15 protein-coding genes are annotated in these 12,912 nt (G+C 72.8%); all 15 read right to left on the bottom strand.

Features of this window, described 5'->3' with window-relative positions; genetic code table 11:
• Positions 1 to 276 precede the first annotated feature (276 nt).
• Complete coding sequence (locus AKI01S_RS08965; protein ID WP_067813845.1) at positions 277 to 1,452, bottom strand: hypothetical protein; 1,176 nt, start codon at positions 1,450 to 1,452, stop codon at positions 277 to 279.
• The gene (locus AKI01S_RS08960; protein ID WP_245681533.1) at positions 1,449 to 1,958 is read right to left on the bottom strand and encodes an RNA polymerase sigma factor; all 510 of its coding nucleotides are present in this window, start codon (positions 1,956 to 1,958) and stop codon (positions 1,449 to 1,451) included. Before AKI01S_RS08960 ends, AKI01S_RS08965 begins: the two co-directional genes overlap by 4 nt.
• A gap of 73 nt (positions 1,959 to 2,031) precedes the next feature.
• On the bottom strand, positions 2,032 to 2,832 hold the full coding sequence (locus AKI01S_RS08955; protein WP_157419733.1) for an AfsR/SARP family transcriptional regulator: 801 nt from the start codon (positions 2,830 to 2,832) through the stop codon (positions 2,032 to 2,034).
• Positions 2,833 to 2,887: 55 nt separating this feature from the next.
• Complete coding sequence (locus tag AKI01S_RS08950) at positions 2,888 to 3,484, bottom strand: hypothetical protein (RefSeq protein WP_067813841.1); 597 nt, start codon at positions 3,482 to 3,484, stop codon at positions 2,888 to 2,890.
• Positions 3,481 to 4,737: a DUF7224 domain-containing protein gene (locus AKI01S_RS08945; RefSeq protein ID WP_067813839.1), complete on the bottom strand. Its 1,257-nt coding sequence runs from the start codon at positions 4,735 to 4,737 to the stop codon at positions 3,481 to 3,483. Before AKI01S_RS08945 ends, AKI01S_RS08950 begins: the two co-directional genes overlap by 4 nt.
• A gap of 1 nt (position 4,738) precedes the next feature.
• Positions 4,739 to 5,476 carry an ATP-binding cassette domain-containing protein gene (locus tag AKI01S_RS08940; protein WP_067813837.1) on the bottom strand — a complete coding sequence of 246 codons (738 nt, stop codon included), beginning with the start codon at positions 5,474 to 5,476 and terminating at the stop codon, positions 4,739 to 4,741.
• 88 nt (positions 5,477 to 5,564) lie between these two features.
• Positions 5,565 to 6,017, bottom strand: coding sequence for a hypothetical protein (locus AKI01S_RS08935; protein ID WP_157419732.1), 453 nt, complete (start codon positions 6,015 to 6,017; stop codon positions 5,565 to 5,567).
• A 161-nt stretch (positions 6,018 to 6,178) separates the two neighbouring features.
• Positions 6,179 to 6,862, bottom strand: coding sequence for a hypothetical protein (locus AKI01S_RS08930; protein WP_067813833.1), 684 nt, complete (start codon positions 6,860 to 6,862; stop codon positions 6,179 to 6,181).
• Positions 6,855 to 7,229, bottom strand: coding sequence for a PadR family transcriptional regulator (locus tag AKI01S_RS08925; RefSeq protein WP_067813831.1), 375 nt, complete (start codon positions 7,227 to 7,229; stop codon positions 6,855 to 6,857). The genes AKI01S_RS08930 and AKI01S_RS08925 overlap by 8 nt, the downstream gene beginning before the upstream one ends.
• A gap of 112 nt (positions 7,230 to 7,341) precedes the next feature.
• On the bottom strand, positions 7,342 to 8,076 hold the full coding sequence (locus AKI01S_RS08920) for an L-threonylcarbamoyladenylate synthase (protein WP_083999199.1): 735 nt from the start codon (positions 8,074 to 8,076) through the stop codon (positions 7,342 to 7,344).
• A 32-nt stretch (positions 8,077 to 8,108) separates the two neighbouring features.
• Positions 8,109 to 8,969 (bottom strand): peptide chain release factor N(5)-glutamine methyltransferase, encoded by an 861-nt coding sequence (gene prmC, locus AKI01S_RS08915; protein WP_067813826.1) that lies wholly within the window; start codon positions 8,967 to 8,969, stop codon positions 8,109 to 8,111.
• Complete coding sequence (gene prfA / locus AKI01S_RS08910) at positions 8,966 to 10,027, bottom strand: peptide chain release factor 1 (protein ID WP_067813824.1); 1,062 nt, start codon at positions 10,025 to 10,027, stop codon at positions 8,966 to 8,968. Before prfA ends, prmC begins: the two co-directional genes overlap by 4 nt.
• 120 nt (positions 10,028 to 10,147) lie before the next feature.
• Positions 10,148 to 10,360 carry a 50S ribosomal protein L31 gene (rpmE, locus tag AKI01S_RS08905; RefSeq protein ID WP_067813822.1) on the bottom strand — a complete coding sequence of 71 codons (213 nt, stop codon included), beginning with the start codon at positions 10,358 to 10,360 and terminating at the stop codon, positions 10,148 to 10,150.
• Positions 10,361 to 10,534: 174 nt separating this feature from the next.
• Entirely contained in the window at positions 10,535 to 11,188 is a 654-nt protein-coding gene (locus AKI01S_RS08900; RefSeq protein ID WP_067813820.1) for a response regulator transcription factor, read from the bottom strand.
• A gap of 47 nt (positions 11,189 to 11,235) precedes the next feature.
• Positions 11,236 to 12,579: a sensor histidine kinase gene (locus AKI01S_RS08895; RefSeq protein WP_245681532.1), complete on the bottom strand. Its 1,344-nt coding sequence runs from the start codon at positions 12,577 to 12,579 to the stop codon at positions 11,236 to 11,238.
• Positions 12,580 to 12,912 lie beyond the last annotated feature (333 nt).

Raw genomic sequence — 12,912 nt, 5'->3', positions numbered from 1 at the left:
CGTGGCGATCACGACCGGCACCCTGATCACGGACCTGGCCACTACCACCACCCCCACCATGGCGGACAGCAAGGTGACCCTGGCCGCAGCCTCCCCGGCCTGTGCCGAGGGTGTGTACGCGAATGGCACCTACAGCCGGAACCGCACCAGGGTCGCCGTCAGGGCTTCCCTCTAGGACAAGTCCAAGTACACGGCCGAAATCCAGTTCCGCGAACGAGAAAACGGAGAAGGGGAAGGAGAAGGAGTCCCACTACAAGATGATCATCCTTGGACGGCCTACCAGGCCACGTCGGTAACTCCGCCAAGCCACGGCAGGGGCGTGAAACGGCCACTGTCCACATCGGCGAAGCCTGACCGGACCAGCACATGGCGCCCAGAAGAGTCCGCTTCGACCGTCAAGACGTCCGACGGCCTCCGCACCGGGACCGGAACCACGGCTCTCTCCACCGTGCCGGAGAGAGAGATCCGAACGAGCTTCACGCCGGTGGACAGAGGTTCCATCGGTTCGAGGTCTCCGCCGTCCGCCACCCTTCCCTTCGGCCGTCCCCCTTCCCGCACGGCCAGGAGGAGACTCCGCCCGCCGTTCACCGGGGTCACCGCCACCACGCTGCCCTCGGTCGACGTGAAGAGCACGCGGCCGGCCTTCACGACATCGCCGGATCGGGTCGTCGCGGTGTCCAGGAGATGGAGCGTCCCGCCGTCCAGCATTCCTTCACCCGAGAAAAGCAGATGCCGTCCGTCCGGCAGCCACGTCAGGGCGGGCAGCGAGGCCAGCGGGTCCTGCACCTTCCAGCTCCGGGACGCGGCGGTGCTCGGATCCGTCACGGTGAGCGTCCCCTCGACGGGCGCACCCGTGCCTCCATCGGCCTCGGCGGCTCCACAGGACTGCGTCCAGTAGGCGACCCTCCCCGACGGGGCGAGCGCGACGTCCTCGATCCGCTGGCCGGACGGCGCCCGCAGCTCCATCGCCCTCGGTTCGGCGAGTTCGCCCGCCGCCCCGACCGAGACCCGCAGCAGCCTGGCCGCGCACCCCTCGTCCTCGCGCGGAACCGTCCGCACGACGAACTCCCGGCCGCCACCGGTCCCCACGACCCGGTCGAACTCCCAGCCCGGATCGGTGATGTCGCGAGAGGCGGTCAACCTCCCGCCCAGCGTCTCCCTGACCTCCAGCCGCGACGGCCTTCCCGCCTTGGCCGGAACGCTCAGCAGCACGAACCTCGGAACGTTCGGCCTCTGCTGGGGCTCGGGCTTCCCGCCGTCCCGCAGGCTCACGATCCCCACGATCGCGGCGAGGACCACCAGCACCGCGACGGCCGCCGCCAGCGGCACCACGGGGAGACGGGACCGCGCCCGGCGGGAGGCGCGTTCGGGGAAGGGCCGCTCAACGTGCTCGTCGACCGTCGCGGCCGTGCCCCTCAGGGCGTCGCGCAGGCGCTGTTCGAGCTCGTTCACCGGACCTCCCCTCCCAGCTCACGCGCCAGGGCGGCCAGTGCCCGGGTCATCGTGGACCGCACCGTACCCGGCCGGATCCCCATCGCCTGCGAGACCTCTTCGTCGGTCAGGTCGAGGTAGTAGCGCAGCACGAGCGCCTCCCGCTGCCTCCGGGGCAGCCGCTGCAACGCCCGCATGACCTCCCGGCGGTCCTCGCTGAGGATGGCCGCCGACTCGGCGGACCAGACCGCCGGCTCGTGCTGCTCCGTCCGTCCCCACGACCATCTGCGCCGGCGCAGCACCATGCGGCAGCCGTTCACCACCGCGGCCCGCACGTAGGCGAGGAGCTTGCCCTCGTCGTCGAGCCGGGGCGGCCTGTCCTGCATCCGCAGGAAGACGTCGTGCACCACGTCCTCGGCCGTGGCCTCGTCCCCGACCAGCAGGATGGCCATCCTGATGAGCCCGACCTGGTGCTCCCGGTACAACGCGACCAGAGCCGGCGTCGTCACGGTCGGGGAGCTGGACACGAGAATGGATCATAAGGCCGTATCCATGCCGTCCCCTACCGAAAAGTCCACTACGGCGTCGGCCCGAAGCCTCTCAGGACGCCAGGACCGCTCCCCGCCCGGGACGCTTCCGCGGCGAGCGCGCGACACCGCCCCGCCCCAGCAGTTCCCGGAAACCAGGACTCGGCTCCAGCCCGAGTTCCCGGTCGAGCAGCCGCCGGTACCCGCCGTAGACGCGCAACGCGCCCGCATGGTCGCCTCGCAGCAGGTGCGCCGAAGCCATGACGCGGTACGCCGTCTCGGCGAACTCGTCCGCCTTGGTCGCCAGGTCCGCCAACTCGATCGCGGCCAGGACGGCACCGGCGCGCAGGCTCTCCTCCGCCAGCCGTTCCAGGGCCAGCAGCCGCAGCCGGTTCCAGCGGTCCCGCGCGCCGAGGACGTCGGCGTCCGACCAACCGACCAGCAGCTCCGTGCCGAGCAGTGTCCGGTCGGCGCTCGCGGCCCCGTCCGACTCGATCACCTGCCGGGCGACGCGCTCGGCGACGCGCAGATCCACCTCGACGTGGTCGGCCAGCCGAACCTGGTCGCCGGAGACGTCGAGCAACCGGCCGTCGGTCGCCGCGCGGATCCGCCACAGCATCTGGCGCAGCCGCTTGGCCGCGGCCTCCGGGGGCTGGTCGGGCCACATGCGGCCCTGCAACGCCCGCCGGCCGACGCCGCCCGGCTCCAGCGTCACCGCGACGACCAAGGACGACAGCCCTTGCGGCAGCCGGACCTCGGCACCGTCCACCGCCAGCCGGACCATCGGCATGAGCCGCAGGCGGCATCCCCGTTCCGCGCCCACGGCCCGCCCCGCCTCCGCCACGATCTCTTGTCCCTCTCGATCACCCTGCACGCACCGTTGATGCGCGGGACACGTCCTTCGCTGCTCCAGGCGAGAGTGATGTGGGTCACAGACCGCGTCGGGGGTTCCTCGCGTTCCGTCCGGTCAGGAACAGCCCGACCGCGAGGCACACCCCGGCGAGCGCCGCGGCCGCCACGCTGCCCGATGCCGCCAACGGCCACACGTGGAGCGGCGGCTCCCCGGTGACCGGGGCACCGGTCATGACGACCAGGAGCAGATAGGCGGTGGGGAGGGCGACGGCGGCGTGCCGTCCCAGCAACGCCCCGCCGACCAGCGCCAGGCCCGTGTATCCGGTCAGGTTCCGGGCGGCGGCCGCCCCCAACGGCTGCGCCCCCGACACCGACAGGGCGAGCCCGGCGAGCGCCGCGACGCCGCACACCGCCAGGACGTACAGCAGCCGATAACGATCGGCGGGCCGGACCGCCACCGCCGCCTGGTCGTCCGCCCCGGACGCCAGCCCGTGCGCGAGCAGCCCCGCGACCAGCAACGGCAGCACTGCCGCCAAAGGGGTGCCGACCAGCATCCCCTGCAACAGGTTGGGCGCCGGAACGCGGCTGCCGCCCGCGACCGCCACCAACGCCAGCATCAGCGCCAGCCCGGCCGTCGTGGGCGCGACACGGTGGACGCGCATCCACAGGATCACGATGCCGTCACCTCCCAGGGCTGGACGTCGCAGCGGGTGAGGGACGCCAGGTTGTGCCGGAACCAGGACAGTTGCCGGTCCCGCGGCTGGGCGCGGACGCGTTCGGCGACCTTGACGGCGTTCGGCCCGGCCTGTTCGGCGGCCTGGTCCCGGCTCAGTCCCATGCCGAGGACCAGCCACGCCCCCACCGGGGCGTAGGCGGCGTCCTCTCCGTCGGGACGGTTCGGGCAGTGGAGGTCACCCCGGGGCAGGAAACCGCCGGCCAGCGACATCTGCACCTCGGTCGCGGAAGCCCGGGGGGCGGCCACGAAGCGCCAGGACGTCCGGCCGTCCGCCGTCCCCTCGGTGATCCTCTGCGGCATGGGCAATCCGGTCCGGGTCAGTCTCCGCGCCGCCGGAACCACGGTCCGCGCCACCGTGTCCAGCCGGTCGCGGCGCTCCTTCCACACGCAGACCTCCACCCCCTGGTGGGCCCGGCAGACCAGTCCCTCGATCCGTGGCCGCTGGACGGTGGGCCCCAGATCCCTCACCAGTGGCACGGCGACGGCGACGCCGATGACGGGCAACGCGAGCAAGGGGATCCACCGCGCCGGACGGACCACGCGCACATGCCAGGCCCCGGTCGCGGCCAGCGTCAGCGCCCCGGCGATGATCGCCTGGGCGGCGAGGGCCCGGCCGTCGGGCACCGCGTCGGTGTCGCAGCACGCGCCCTCGTTGTAGCCGGTGAGGTGGCGCAGCCACAACGGCTCCAGGGCGGCGGGGTAGGACAGCCACAGCCAGGTTCCGACCATCAGGGCGGGAACGCCGACAGCGGGGGGCAGCCACCGTCCCGCCGCGAACCCCGTCACCGTCCAGGCGACGGTGACCAGAGCCCCGACCGCGGCGACCGTGGGGTCCGGCCCGCCTGGAAGGCCCTCCAGGCTCAGCGCGACCGTGAGGTAGGCGCCGAGCGTGCCCAGCAGGGCGCCGACCAGCGCCGGCAGCAACGCGGCCAGCATGATCGTCGAAGGTGGGCGGACAGCCGTACCGGGATGCACCCCGGCCCGACGCAGCCGCCACCCCTCCCAGACACCGAGCGCCGCTCCCGCCGGGGCGAAGGCGCCCAGCGCCGCCGAGGAGGCCAGCACGCTTCCGGCCCGCCAGTTGTCCTGGAGGAACTGCCGGGCGTCCCCGAGCGTGACCGCCAGGTAGAGAGCGATCAGCGGGAACACGTAAACGGCCGCCGAGGAACGCAGCCAGCGGTGCGACGGCATCTCAGACCTCCCCCGTCACAAGCCGGGCATAGGCGCGCTCCACCGACGCCTCCCCGACCGGCCCCGCCGTGGCGAGGAAGTCCCGGGTGGCCCCCGCGAACCGGACCCGGGCCCCGTCGAGCACCACCACGGACCGGTACAGCGCCGTGAGGTCCTCGGTCTGGTGCGTGGAGACGATCACGTGCCGCCGCTCGCCGACCCGGGTGACGATCTCCCGGAAGGTCTCGCGCTGCCGGGGGTCCAGCCCCGCGGTCGGCTCGTCCAGCAGGATCACCTCGGCGTCGTGGACGAGCGCCGAGGCCAGGCCGACGCGCCGCAGCTGGCCCCCGGACAGCTGCGAGCAGCGCCGACCGGCCAGCGCGCCCAGGTTGACCGCGGTCATGGCCTCCAGCGACCGGTGCCACGCCTCCCGGCGCGACAGCCCCTTGAGCCAGCCGCTGTAGCTGATCTGCTCCCGCACGGTCAGCCCCGGCATGGGCCGCACCTGCTGCGGCATCCAGCCCACGCGCCGCCGGAACTCGGCGCGGTCCCGGCGCCGAGCCGGGTCCAGTCCCGCGTAGGAGACCGTGCCGCCGTCCGGCCTCAGCAGTGAGGCGGCGAGGCCGAGCAGGGTCGACTTGCCCGCCCCGTTGGGACCGAGCAGCACGGTGCGTCCGGGCGGCAGGTCGAAGGTGAAGTCCTCGAAGATCGGCGCGCCACGCCGGTAACCGAAGGCGCAACCACGGAACGAGATCGGCATGACGCTCGCCTTCCTGTTCTCAAACGGGGGGTCGCCCGCGTGGCCGGGCGGCGGGGGAAGAGCCGCCGCCCGGTCACGCGGGAGCGGATCAGTAGTAGACGTTCACCGTGCCGGCGGACCACCGGTACCAGGACTGGCCCCCGCCGTTGTTGATCTTGGTGAGCTTGAACCGGTAGCCGCCCGAGGTCTGGTCGCCCCACGCGGCCCGGTCGACGCGGCCGCCCCGGCACTGGGAGCGGATGATGGCCCGGTTCCCGTAGGAGACGTCCGGCCGGAGGCGGCGGTGCCTGCGCAGTTCGAAGTAGGCGCCCTTGACGTTGCGCGAGTTGCCGCTGCAGCGCGACATCTCCACGGCGGTTTTCCAGCCGTCGTTGTTGTGGTCGGTCCAGGCGCGCGAGGTCTTGCCCGGCGCCCACGCACTGATGCTGGTCCCGAACTGCCCCTCGGCGTGGGCGGGCAGCATGCCGCCGTAGCCGACGGCGCCGACCACCAGGGCCCCCACCGTGGCCCTGCGCGCCGTCGCTCCCAAGCGTGCGAACATGTTTCCTCCCTTTCGTCATGGCCCTTCCGGGCCCCGGGGAGAAACCAACCGCACCCGCGCCTTCGAGCCGTCCCCGCGCCATCCCCGGAATGTCTCCGGTGCGTCGGTTCGCCATCTCCATGGCGTCTCCGCTCCAGGTGACGACGGTGTCCGGAGTGTTCTCAGTTCTCGGCCGGCCATGGGTCGGTCGCCGGCCGTCCTCTCCGGCGGCCGACCACCTTCCAGCGGACCACCGCCACGACGAGTGCCAGGAACGCCGCCGGGCCGAGGCTCTCCGCCAGGAAGTAGCGGATTCCCAGCGGAAATCCATAGCGCGCCGCCAGGCCGATGGTCACCGATGCCGCCACCAGGCCCGCCGCGGGCAGGGCCCACACCAGCGCGCGCACGGTGGCGCGGCGGGCGGCGTCGCCGTGGAAGCGCAGTACCGCCGACGCGCCGCCGACCATCCCCGCCCATGCGAACACCGCGCACAGCGTGTAGCCCGCGACGAACAACCAGGGTGAAAGGTCTCGGTCCGCCTGACCGCCCGTCGCGTCCACCAGGGTGGCGCTCTCCAGCCCGTAGGCCACGAACAGACCCGCCAGCCCGGCCGGAAGTCCTCCGAGGACCGCCGCCAACGTCACCCGTCCGACCAGCGCGCGCACCGGCACCAGCCCGCGTTCCGACGCCCACGCCCGGGCGAAAGCGGCCGGGTCACCGCCGACGTAGGACTGCGGGTCACGGCCGTCCCGTTCGGCGGCCTCCAGGTCGGCGGCCAGTTCGGCCGTCATGTCGGCGATGTCCACGCGCGGCACGCCCAGCCGGCGCCACGTGCGGCGGCACTGCCCGAGGACCCGCTCACTCACGGATCTTCCCTTCGCTCTCTCCGGGAACGCGGGCCAGCACGGCGGCGACGCCGCCCACGAGTTGCCCCCACTCCCGCGACCATTCGGTCAGGGCCGCCCGGCCCGCCTCGGTCAGCCGGTAGTACTTGCGGGCCGGTCCGCCACCGCCGTCCACCAGGTACGTCTCCAGCAGGCCATCGCGCTGGAGACGGCCCAGGGCCGGATAGATCGAGCCCTCGGCGACCGACTCCAGCCCGGCGGCGGCGAGACGCTGCGTCATCTCGTAGCCGTAGGCCGGCTCCTCGGCGTTCACGGCCAGCAGGCAGAGATCGAGCACGCCGCGCAGCCACTGGCTGCGGCGACGGGCCGCCCCGTCCGCAACTGTCATGCTGAGCAAGGTACCTGGCCGTAGGCTTGCGGTGCAAGATAGTGGGTGAAGCAAAAGGCGGACGCCGCCGTCCGGCACCGTCCGCCTCAGGGTGTTCCGCGGCGCGGACGCCCTATTTCGCGTCGTCCTTCTTGTCGAGGGAGACCGGGGGCTCCTCGGGGAGTTCCGGGAGGGGCTGGTCCGTCCGCTCGTCCTCGTCGTCCTCGTCGGTCAGCAGCACGCCGACCACCGCGCGGATCTTGTCCGCCGGGATCGCGCCCTCGCGCAGCAGCCGCGGCACCGCGCCCGTCAGGTCCACGATCGTGGACGGCTCGGCGCGGCCGGACGGGCCGCCGTCCAGGTACACCGAGACCGAGTCGCCGAGCATCCTCTCGGCCTCCTCGGCGGTGCGGGCGGCGGGCTGCCCGGTCAGGTTCGCCGACGAGACCGCCAGCGGGCCGGTCTCCTTCAGCAGCTCCACGGCCAGGTCGTGCATCGGCATCCGGACGCCCACGGTGCCCTTGGTCTCGCCCAGGTCCCACAGCAGGTTCCGGTTGGCGCGGCAGATGATCGTCAGCGCGCCCGGCCAGAACTCGTCCATCAGGTCCTGGCCGTAGGTGCCGAGATCCTCCACCAGCGCGGTCGCGGCGCGCACCGAGCCCACCAGCACGGGCGGCGGCATGTCGCGGCCCCGGCCCTTGGCGTCCAGCAGGGACTGCACGGCGGGCGGGGTGAACGCGTCGGCCCCCACCCCGTAGACGGTGTCGGTCGGCAGCACGACCAGCTCACCGCGCCGCACCGCCGAGACCGCCTCGGCGATTCCGCGGGTGCGCTCCATCGGGTCGGAGCAGTCGTAGCGTCGGCTCACGAGGGACATCCTTCCAGGAATGTCGGCGCGGGTCAGTCGGTTCCGAGGCGTGCCGTGACGAAGCGGTCCCGGTTGGTCAGGTCGCGGCGGTTGCGCACGTCGCGCCAGCCGTTCTCCTCGGCGAAGATCCAGTAGACGGCGTTGCCCTGCAGGTCGGAGTGCTCGACCGCGACGTAGCCGCCGGGCCGCAGCAGCCGCCGGGCCGTCTGCTCCACCACGCGGATGGCGTTCAGGCCGTCGTCGCCGCCGCCCCACAGCGCCGCGTCGGGGTCGTGGTCGCGCACGTCGCGCGGCACGTACTCCCACTCGCTCATCGGGATGTACGGCGGGTTGCTGATCACCATGTCGACGGTGCCGTTGAGCTCCGGCAGCGCCGTGCCGAAGTCGTCCAGGTGCAGCCGGACCCGGCCGCGTTCGTCCAGCTCCTCGACGTTGCGGGTGGCGTGCACGAACGCCGTCGGGTCCTTCTCCACCGCGTGCACGCGGGCCCGGGGCATCTCCTGCGCGATCGACAGCGGGATCGCCGCCGATCCGGTGCCCAGGTCCACCACCAGGGGGTCCTGGACGTCCATGTCGCGCAGCTTCTCCAGCGCCCAGCCGACCATCACCTCGGTCTCGGGGCGCGGCACGAACACCCCCGGCCCGACCTTCAGCTCCAGGTACCGGAAGAACGCGCGGCCGGTGATGTGCTGGAGCGGCTCGCCCGCCTCCCGGCGCGCCACGTACTCCCAGAACCGGGCGTCGAACGCGCTGTCGGGCACGGTGTGCAGCTCGCCGCGGGGGACGCTGTGGACGGCGGCGGCCAGTTCCTCGGCGTCGGCGCGCGGCGAGGCCACGCCGGCGTCGGCCAGCCGTGCGGTCGCCCTGGCGATCTCGTCGAGGAGCAGGTTCATGATCCTTGGGCTTCGGCCAGGCGGCGTTCCATGTCGGCGTCGACCAGGGCCTGGGTCACGTTGTGCAGGTCGCCGTCCAGGACCTGGTCGAGGTTGTAGGCCTTGTAGCCGACACGGTGGTCGGAGATGCGGTTCTCGGGGTAGTTGTAGGTGCGCACCCGCTCGGAGCGGTCGACGGTGCGGACCTGGCTCTTGCGTTCGGCCGCGGCCGCCGCGTCGGCCTCCTCCTGCGCGATGGCCAGCAGCCGGGAGCGGAGGATGCGCAGCGCCTGCTCCTTGTTCTGGAGCTGGCTCTTCTCGTTCTGGCAGGACACCACCACACCGGTCGGCAGGTGGGTGATCCGGACGGCCGAGTCGGTGGTGTTCACGCTCTGCCCGCCGGGCCCGGACGAGCGATACACGTCGATCCGCAGGTCGTTGGGGTCGATCTGGACGTCGACGTCCTCGGCCTCGGGCGTGACCAACACGCCGACGGCGGAGGTGTGGATGCGGCCCTGCGACTCGGTGGCCGGGACGCGCTGCACGCGGTGCACGCCGCCCTCGTACTTGAGGCGGTGCCAGGCCCCCTCCTCGCCGCCCTTGGACTTCACCGCGACGGTGACGTCCTTGTAGCCGCCCAGGTCGGAGGGGTGCGAGTCGATGACCTCGGTCTTCCAGCCCTGGCGCTCGGCGTACCGCAGGTACATCCGCAGCAGGTCGCCGGCGAACAGCGCCGACTCCTCGCCGCCCTCGCCCGCCTTGACCTCCAGGATCACGTCCTTGTCGTCGTTGGGGTCGCGGGGCACCAGCAGGCGCCGCAGCCGCTCCTCCAACTCCTCCTGGCGCTTCTCCAGGTCGGTGGCCTCGGCGGCGAACGCCGGGTCCTCACCGGACAGCTCGCGCGCCGTCGCCAGGTCGCCTCTCGTGCCGGTCAGCTCCCGGTAGGTCTCGACGATGGGGCGAAGTTCGGAGTAGCGCTTGCCGAGCCTGCGCGCCAGCCCCTGGTCGGCGTGCACGGAGGGGTCGGCGAGCCGCCCCTCGATGTCGGCGTATTCGCTGATGAGCTCGTCGAGATTCACGATGAACGTCCTGGCCTTCTCCGGCCGTGTGCGGCCTCCGGTTCCGACTTCGAACGGCCCGGGGACGCCTGCCGCGTGGGCTGGTGTCCCCGGGCCGTCCCTGCCTGTGCTGTCCGCGGGCTACTTGGCCTTCTTGCCGAAGCGCTGCTCGAAGCGCGCCACCCGGCCGCCGGTGTCCAGGATCTTCTGCTTGCCCGTGTAGAACGGGTGGCAGTTGGAGCACACATCAGCGTGGATCACGCCGTTCTCGGCGGTGCTGCGGGTCTCGAAGGTGTTCCCGCACGTGCACGTCACGGTGGTGACGACGTAGTTCGGGTGGATGTCGGGCTTCATGAGGGTCTCCTCGCTAGGGGCGGTCGCCGGGCGCTCCCCACGCACGGTCCTGCCCTGTGACAGGCCGTGTGCGTGTCGGGGATCGTGAACCGGTACCACAGCGGTTGCACACCAAGTGTGCCAGATACCCGAACGTGCCGAGGTCACCGGGCGTTCCCGAGCACGGCCGGCGTTTCAGCCCCCGGCGCGCCCCAGGTACGCCAGGACGGCCATCACGCGCCGGTGGCCGCCCTGGGCGGGCTGGAGGCCGAGCTTGGCGAAGATGTTGGAGATGTGCTTCTCCACGGCCCCCTCGGTGACCACCAGCTCCCCGGCGATGGCCCCGTTGGAGCGGCCCTGCGCCATCAGCGCGAGCACCTCCTGCTCGCGCGGGGTGAGGTCCTGGAGGGGGTCGTTCGAGCGCCGCCGCCCCAGCAGCTGGCCGATCACCTCGGGGTCGATCACCGTTCCCCCCGCCGCGATCCGGCGGACCGCGTCGATGAACTCGGCGATGTCGGAGACGCGCTCCTTGAGCAGGTAGCCGACGCCCTCGGCGCCGCCGCCGATCAGGTCGGTGGCGTAGCGCTCCTCCACGTACTGCGACAGCACCAGGATCGGGGTGCCGGGAACGGCCTCCCGCACCTTCAGCGCGGCCCGCAGCCCCTCGTCGGTGAACGACGGCGGCATGCGGACGTCCACGATCGCCAGGTCCGGCCGGTGCTCCCGCACCAGCCCCAGCAGGCCGGGCCCGTCGCCGACGGTGCCGACCGTCTCGATGCCCGCGTCCTCCAGCAGCCGGACGATTCCCTCGCGCAACAGCACCGAGTCCTCGGCGATCACTACCCGCATGCCCCCCATTATCCGGGGTTCGCGGTCGCCCGGCCGGACTTTGGTGATCACCACGAGCAGGGCAGGTCGGCCCGGATGATCGTGGGACCGCCGGGCGGGCTGTCCACGATCAGCATGCCGTCGATGGTGGCGGCGCGGTCGGCCAGCCCCGCCAGCCCGCCGCCGGGCTCGGCCCTCGCGCCGCCGACCCCGTTGTCGATCACCTCGACGACCACCCAGTGGTCCTCGCGGACCACCCGGACCGAGGCGCGGGTGGCGCGGGCGTACTTGGCGATGTTGGCCAGGGACTCGGCGACGATGAAGTAGGCGATCGACTCCACGGCGGCCGGGGGGCGTTCGGGCAGGTCGACGTCCACCTCCACCGGCACCGGCGCGCGTCCGGCCAGCCCCGACAGCGCCGGGTCCAGGCCCCGGTCGGTGAGGATGGCCGGGTAGATGCCGCGCGCCAGGTCGCGCAGTTCGGTGATGGCCTCCTTGGTGCCCGCGTGCGCCTGCTCGATCAGCGCGCGGGCGCCCTCGGGGTCGGTCTCCAGCTTGGCGCGGGCACGGCCGATGTCCATCGCCACGGCCAGCAGCCGCTGCTGGGCGCCGTCGTGCAGGTCGCGCTCGATGCGGCGGCGCTCGGCCTCGACGGCGTCGACGCCCCGGGCGCGGCTGGCCTGGAGGCGTTCGGCGCGGGCCCGCAGCTCCCGGTTCTCGCTCTGGGAGACGTTGGGGCCGAGCAGCATCCGCGCGAACCAGGCGTGCCCGATCGCGACCGTGCGGGTGACGTACATCGCCGCCACCGCGATGACCAGCCCGAACGCGGCGATCGGCAGCGCCTCGACCGGGTTCCCGGCCCAGTAGGACACCGTGCCGAACCCGACCTCGACGCCCCGCTCGCCGAACAGCACGACCACCGGGAGGGAGACCAGCGTCACCGCCGGGAGCCACAGCACCAGCATGACCGCGGCCTCGGCGACCGCGACCGGGAACAGCAGGACCAGGTAGAGGAGATCTTTCCAGGTGGCCGGGTCGGTGGCCATGGTCCGCAGCTTGGTCAGCGGGTTGAGCCCCCGGGGCAGCGGCCGGTACGGGCTGGGGATCGCCACGCCGAACGCGAGCCGCACCAGCGCCCGGTCCAGGACCGCCGCGAACCGCCACGTCACCATCAGCGCGACCAGCATCGGGATGCCGATCCAGATGACCGACAGCCCCAGCGAGAGCGGGAGCCCGATGGCCAGGACGAGGAACCAGCCGAACGCCAGCGCCACGTGTGTCTGCAGGTAGACCGCCGACGTCCAGGTCAGCGGCGACCGGGCCATGGCCGCGGGCCGCCACGACCCCTTGGTGACCGTCCGCCCGGGTACCCGCCAGGCCGCCCGCACGGCGGCCCCGCTCACTTCGCCCACTTTCGCCCTCCCCCGGCCGGTCTCTCCACGGTACGGCCCGGAACGTCCCCAGCCTGCCCGGCCGGCGGCGGCCGGGCCATCCGGCGTCCCAGCGAGTACGGGGTGGGGCTAGCCCCACCCCGTACCCGCCCACGAAGATCATTCGCCATGTGGCGGACGCGCGGGGGCGTGCCGGGGGTCCGGCGCCGCGGCTGAGACGGAGGGCGCGGCAGGCCCGGGAACCAGTCAGGGCCAGGGGGCGTCGTTGACCCCTGGCCCTTGTGGTTTGGAGCGCTTACGCGTGGGTGAACGCTCCAGGTTCATGCGCGCCGTCACGCATGGTGTTCGCAGCGG

Source organism: Actinomadura kijaniata NBRC 14229 (assembly GCF_001552175.1).
GTDB classification, from domain to species: domain Bacteria; phylum Actinomycetota; class Actinomycetes; order Streptosporangiales; family Streptosporangiaceae; genus Spirillospora; species Spirillospora kijaniata.
Note: the sequence above shows the minus strand (reverse complement) of the source record. Positions and strands in the feature narration are given on the sequence as shown.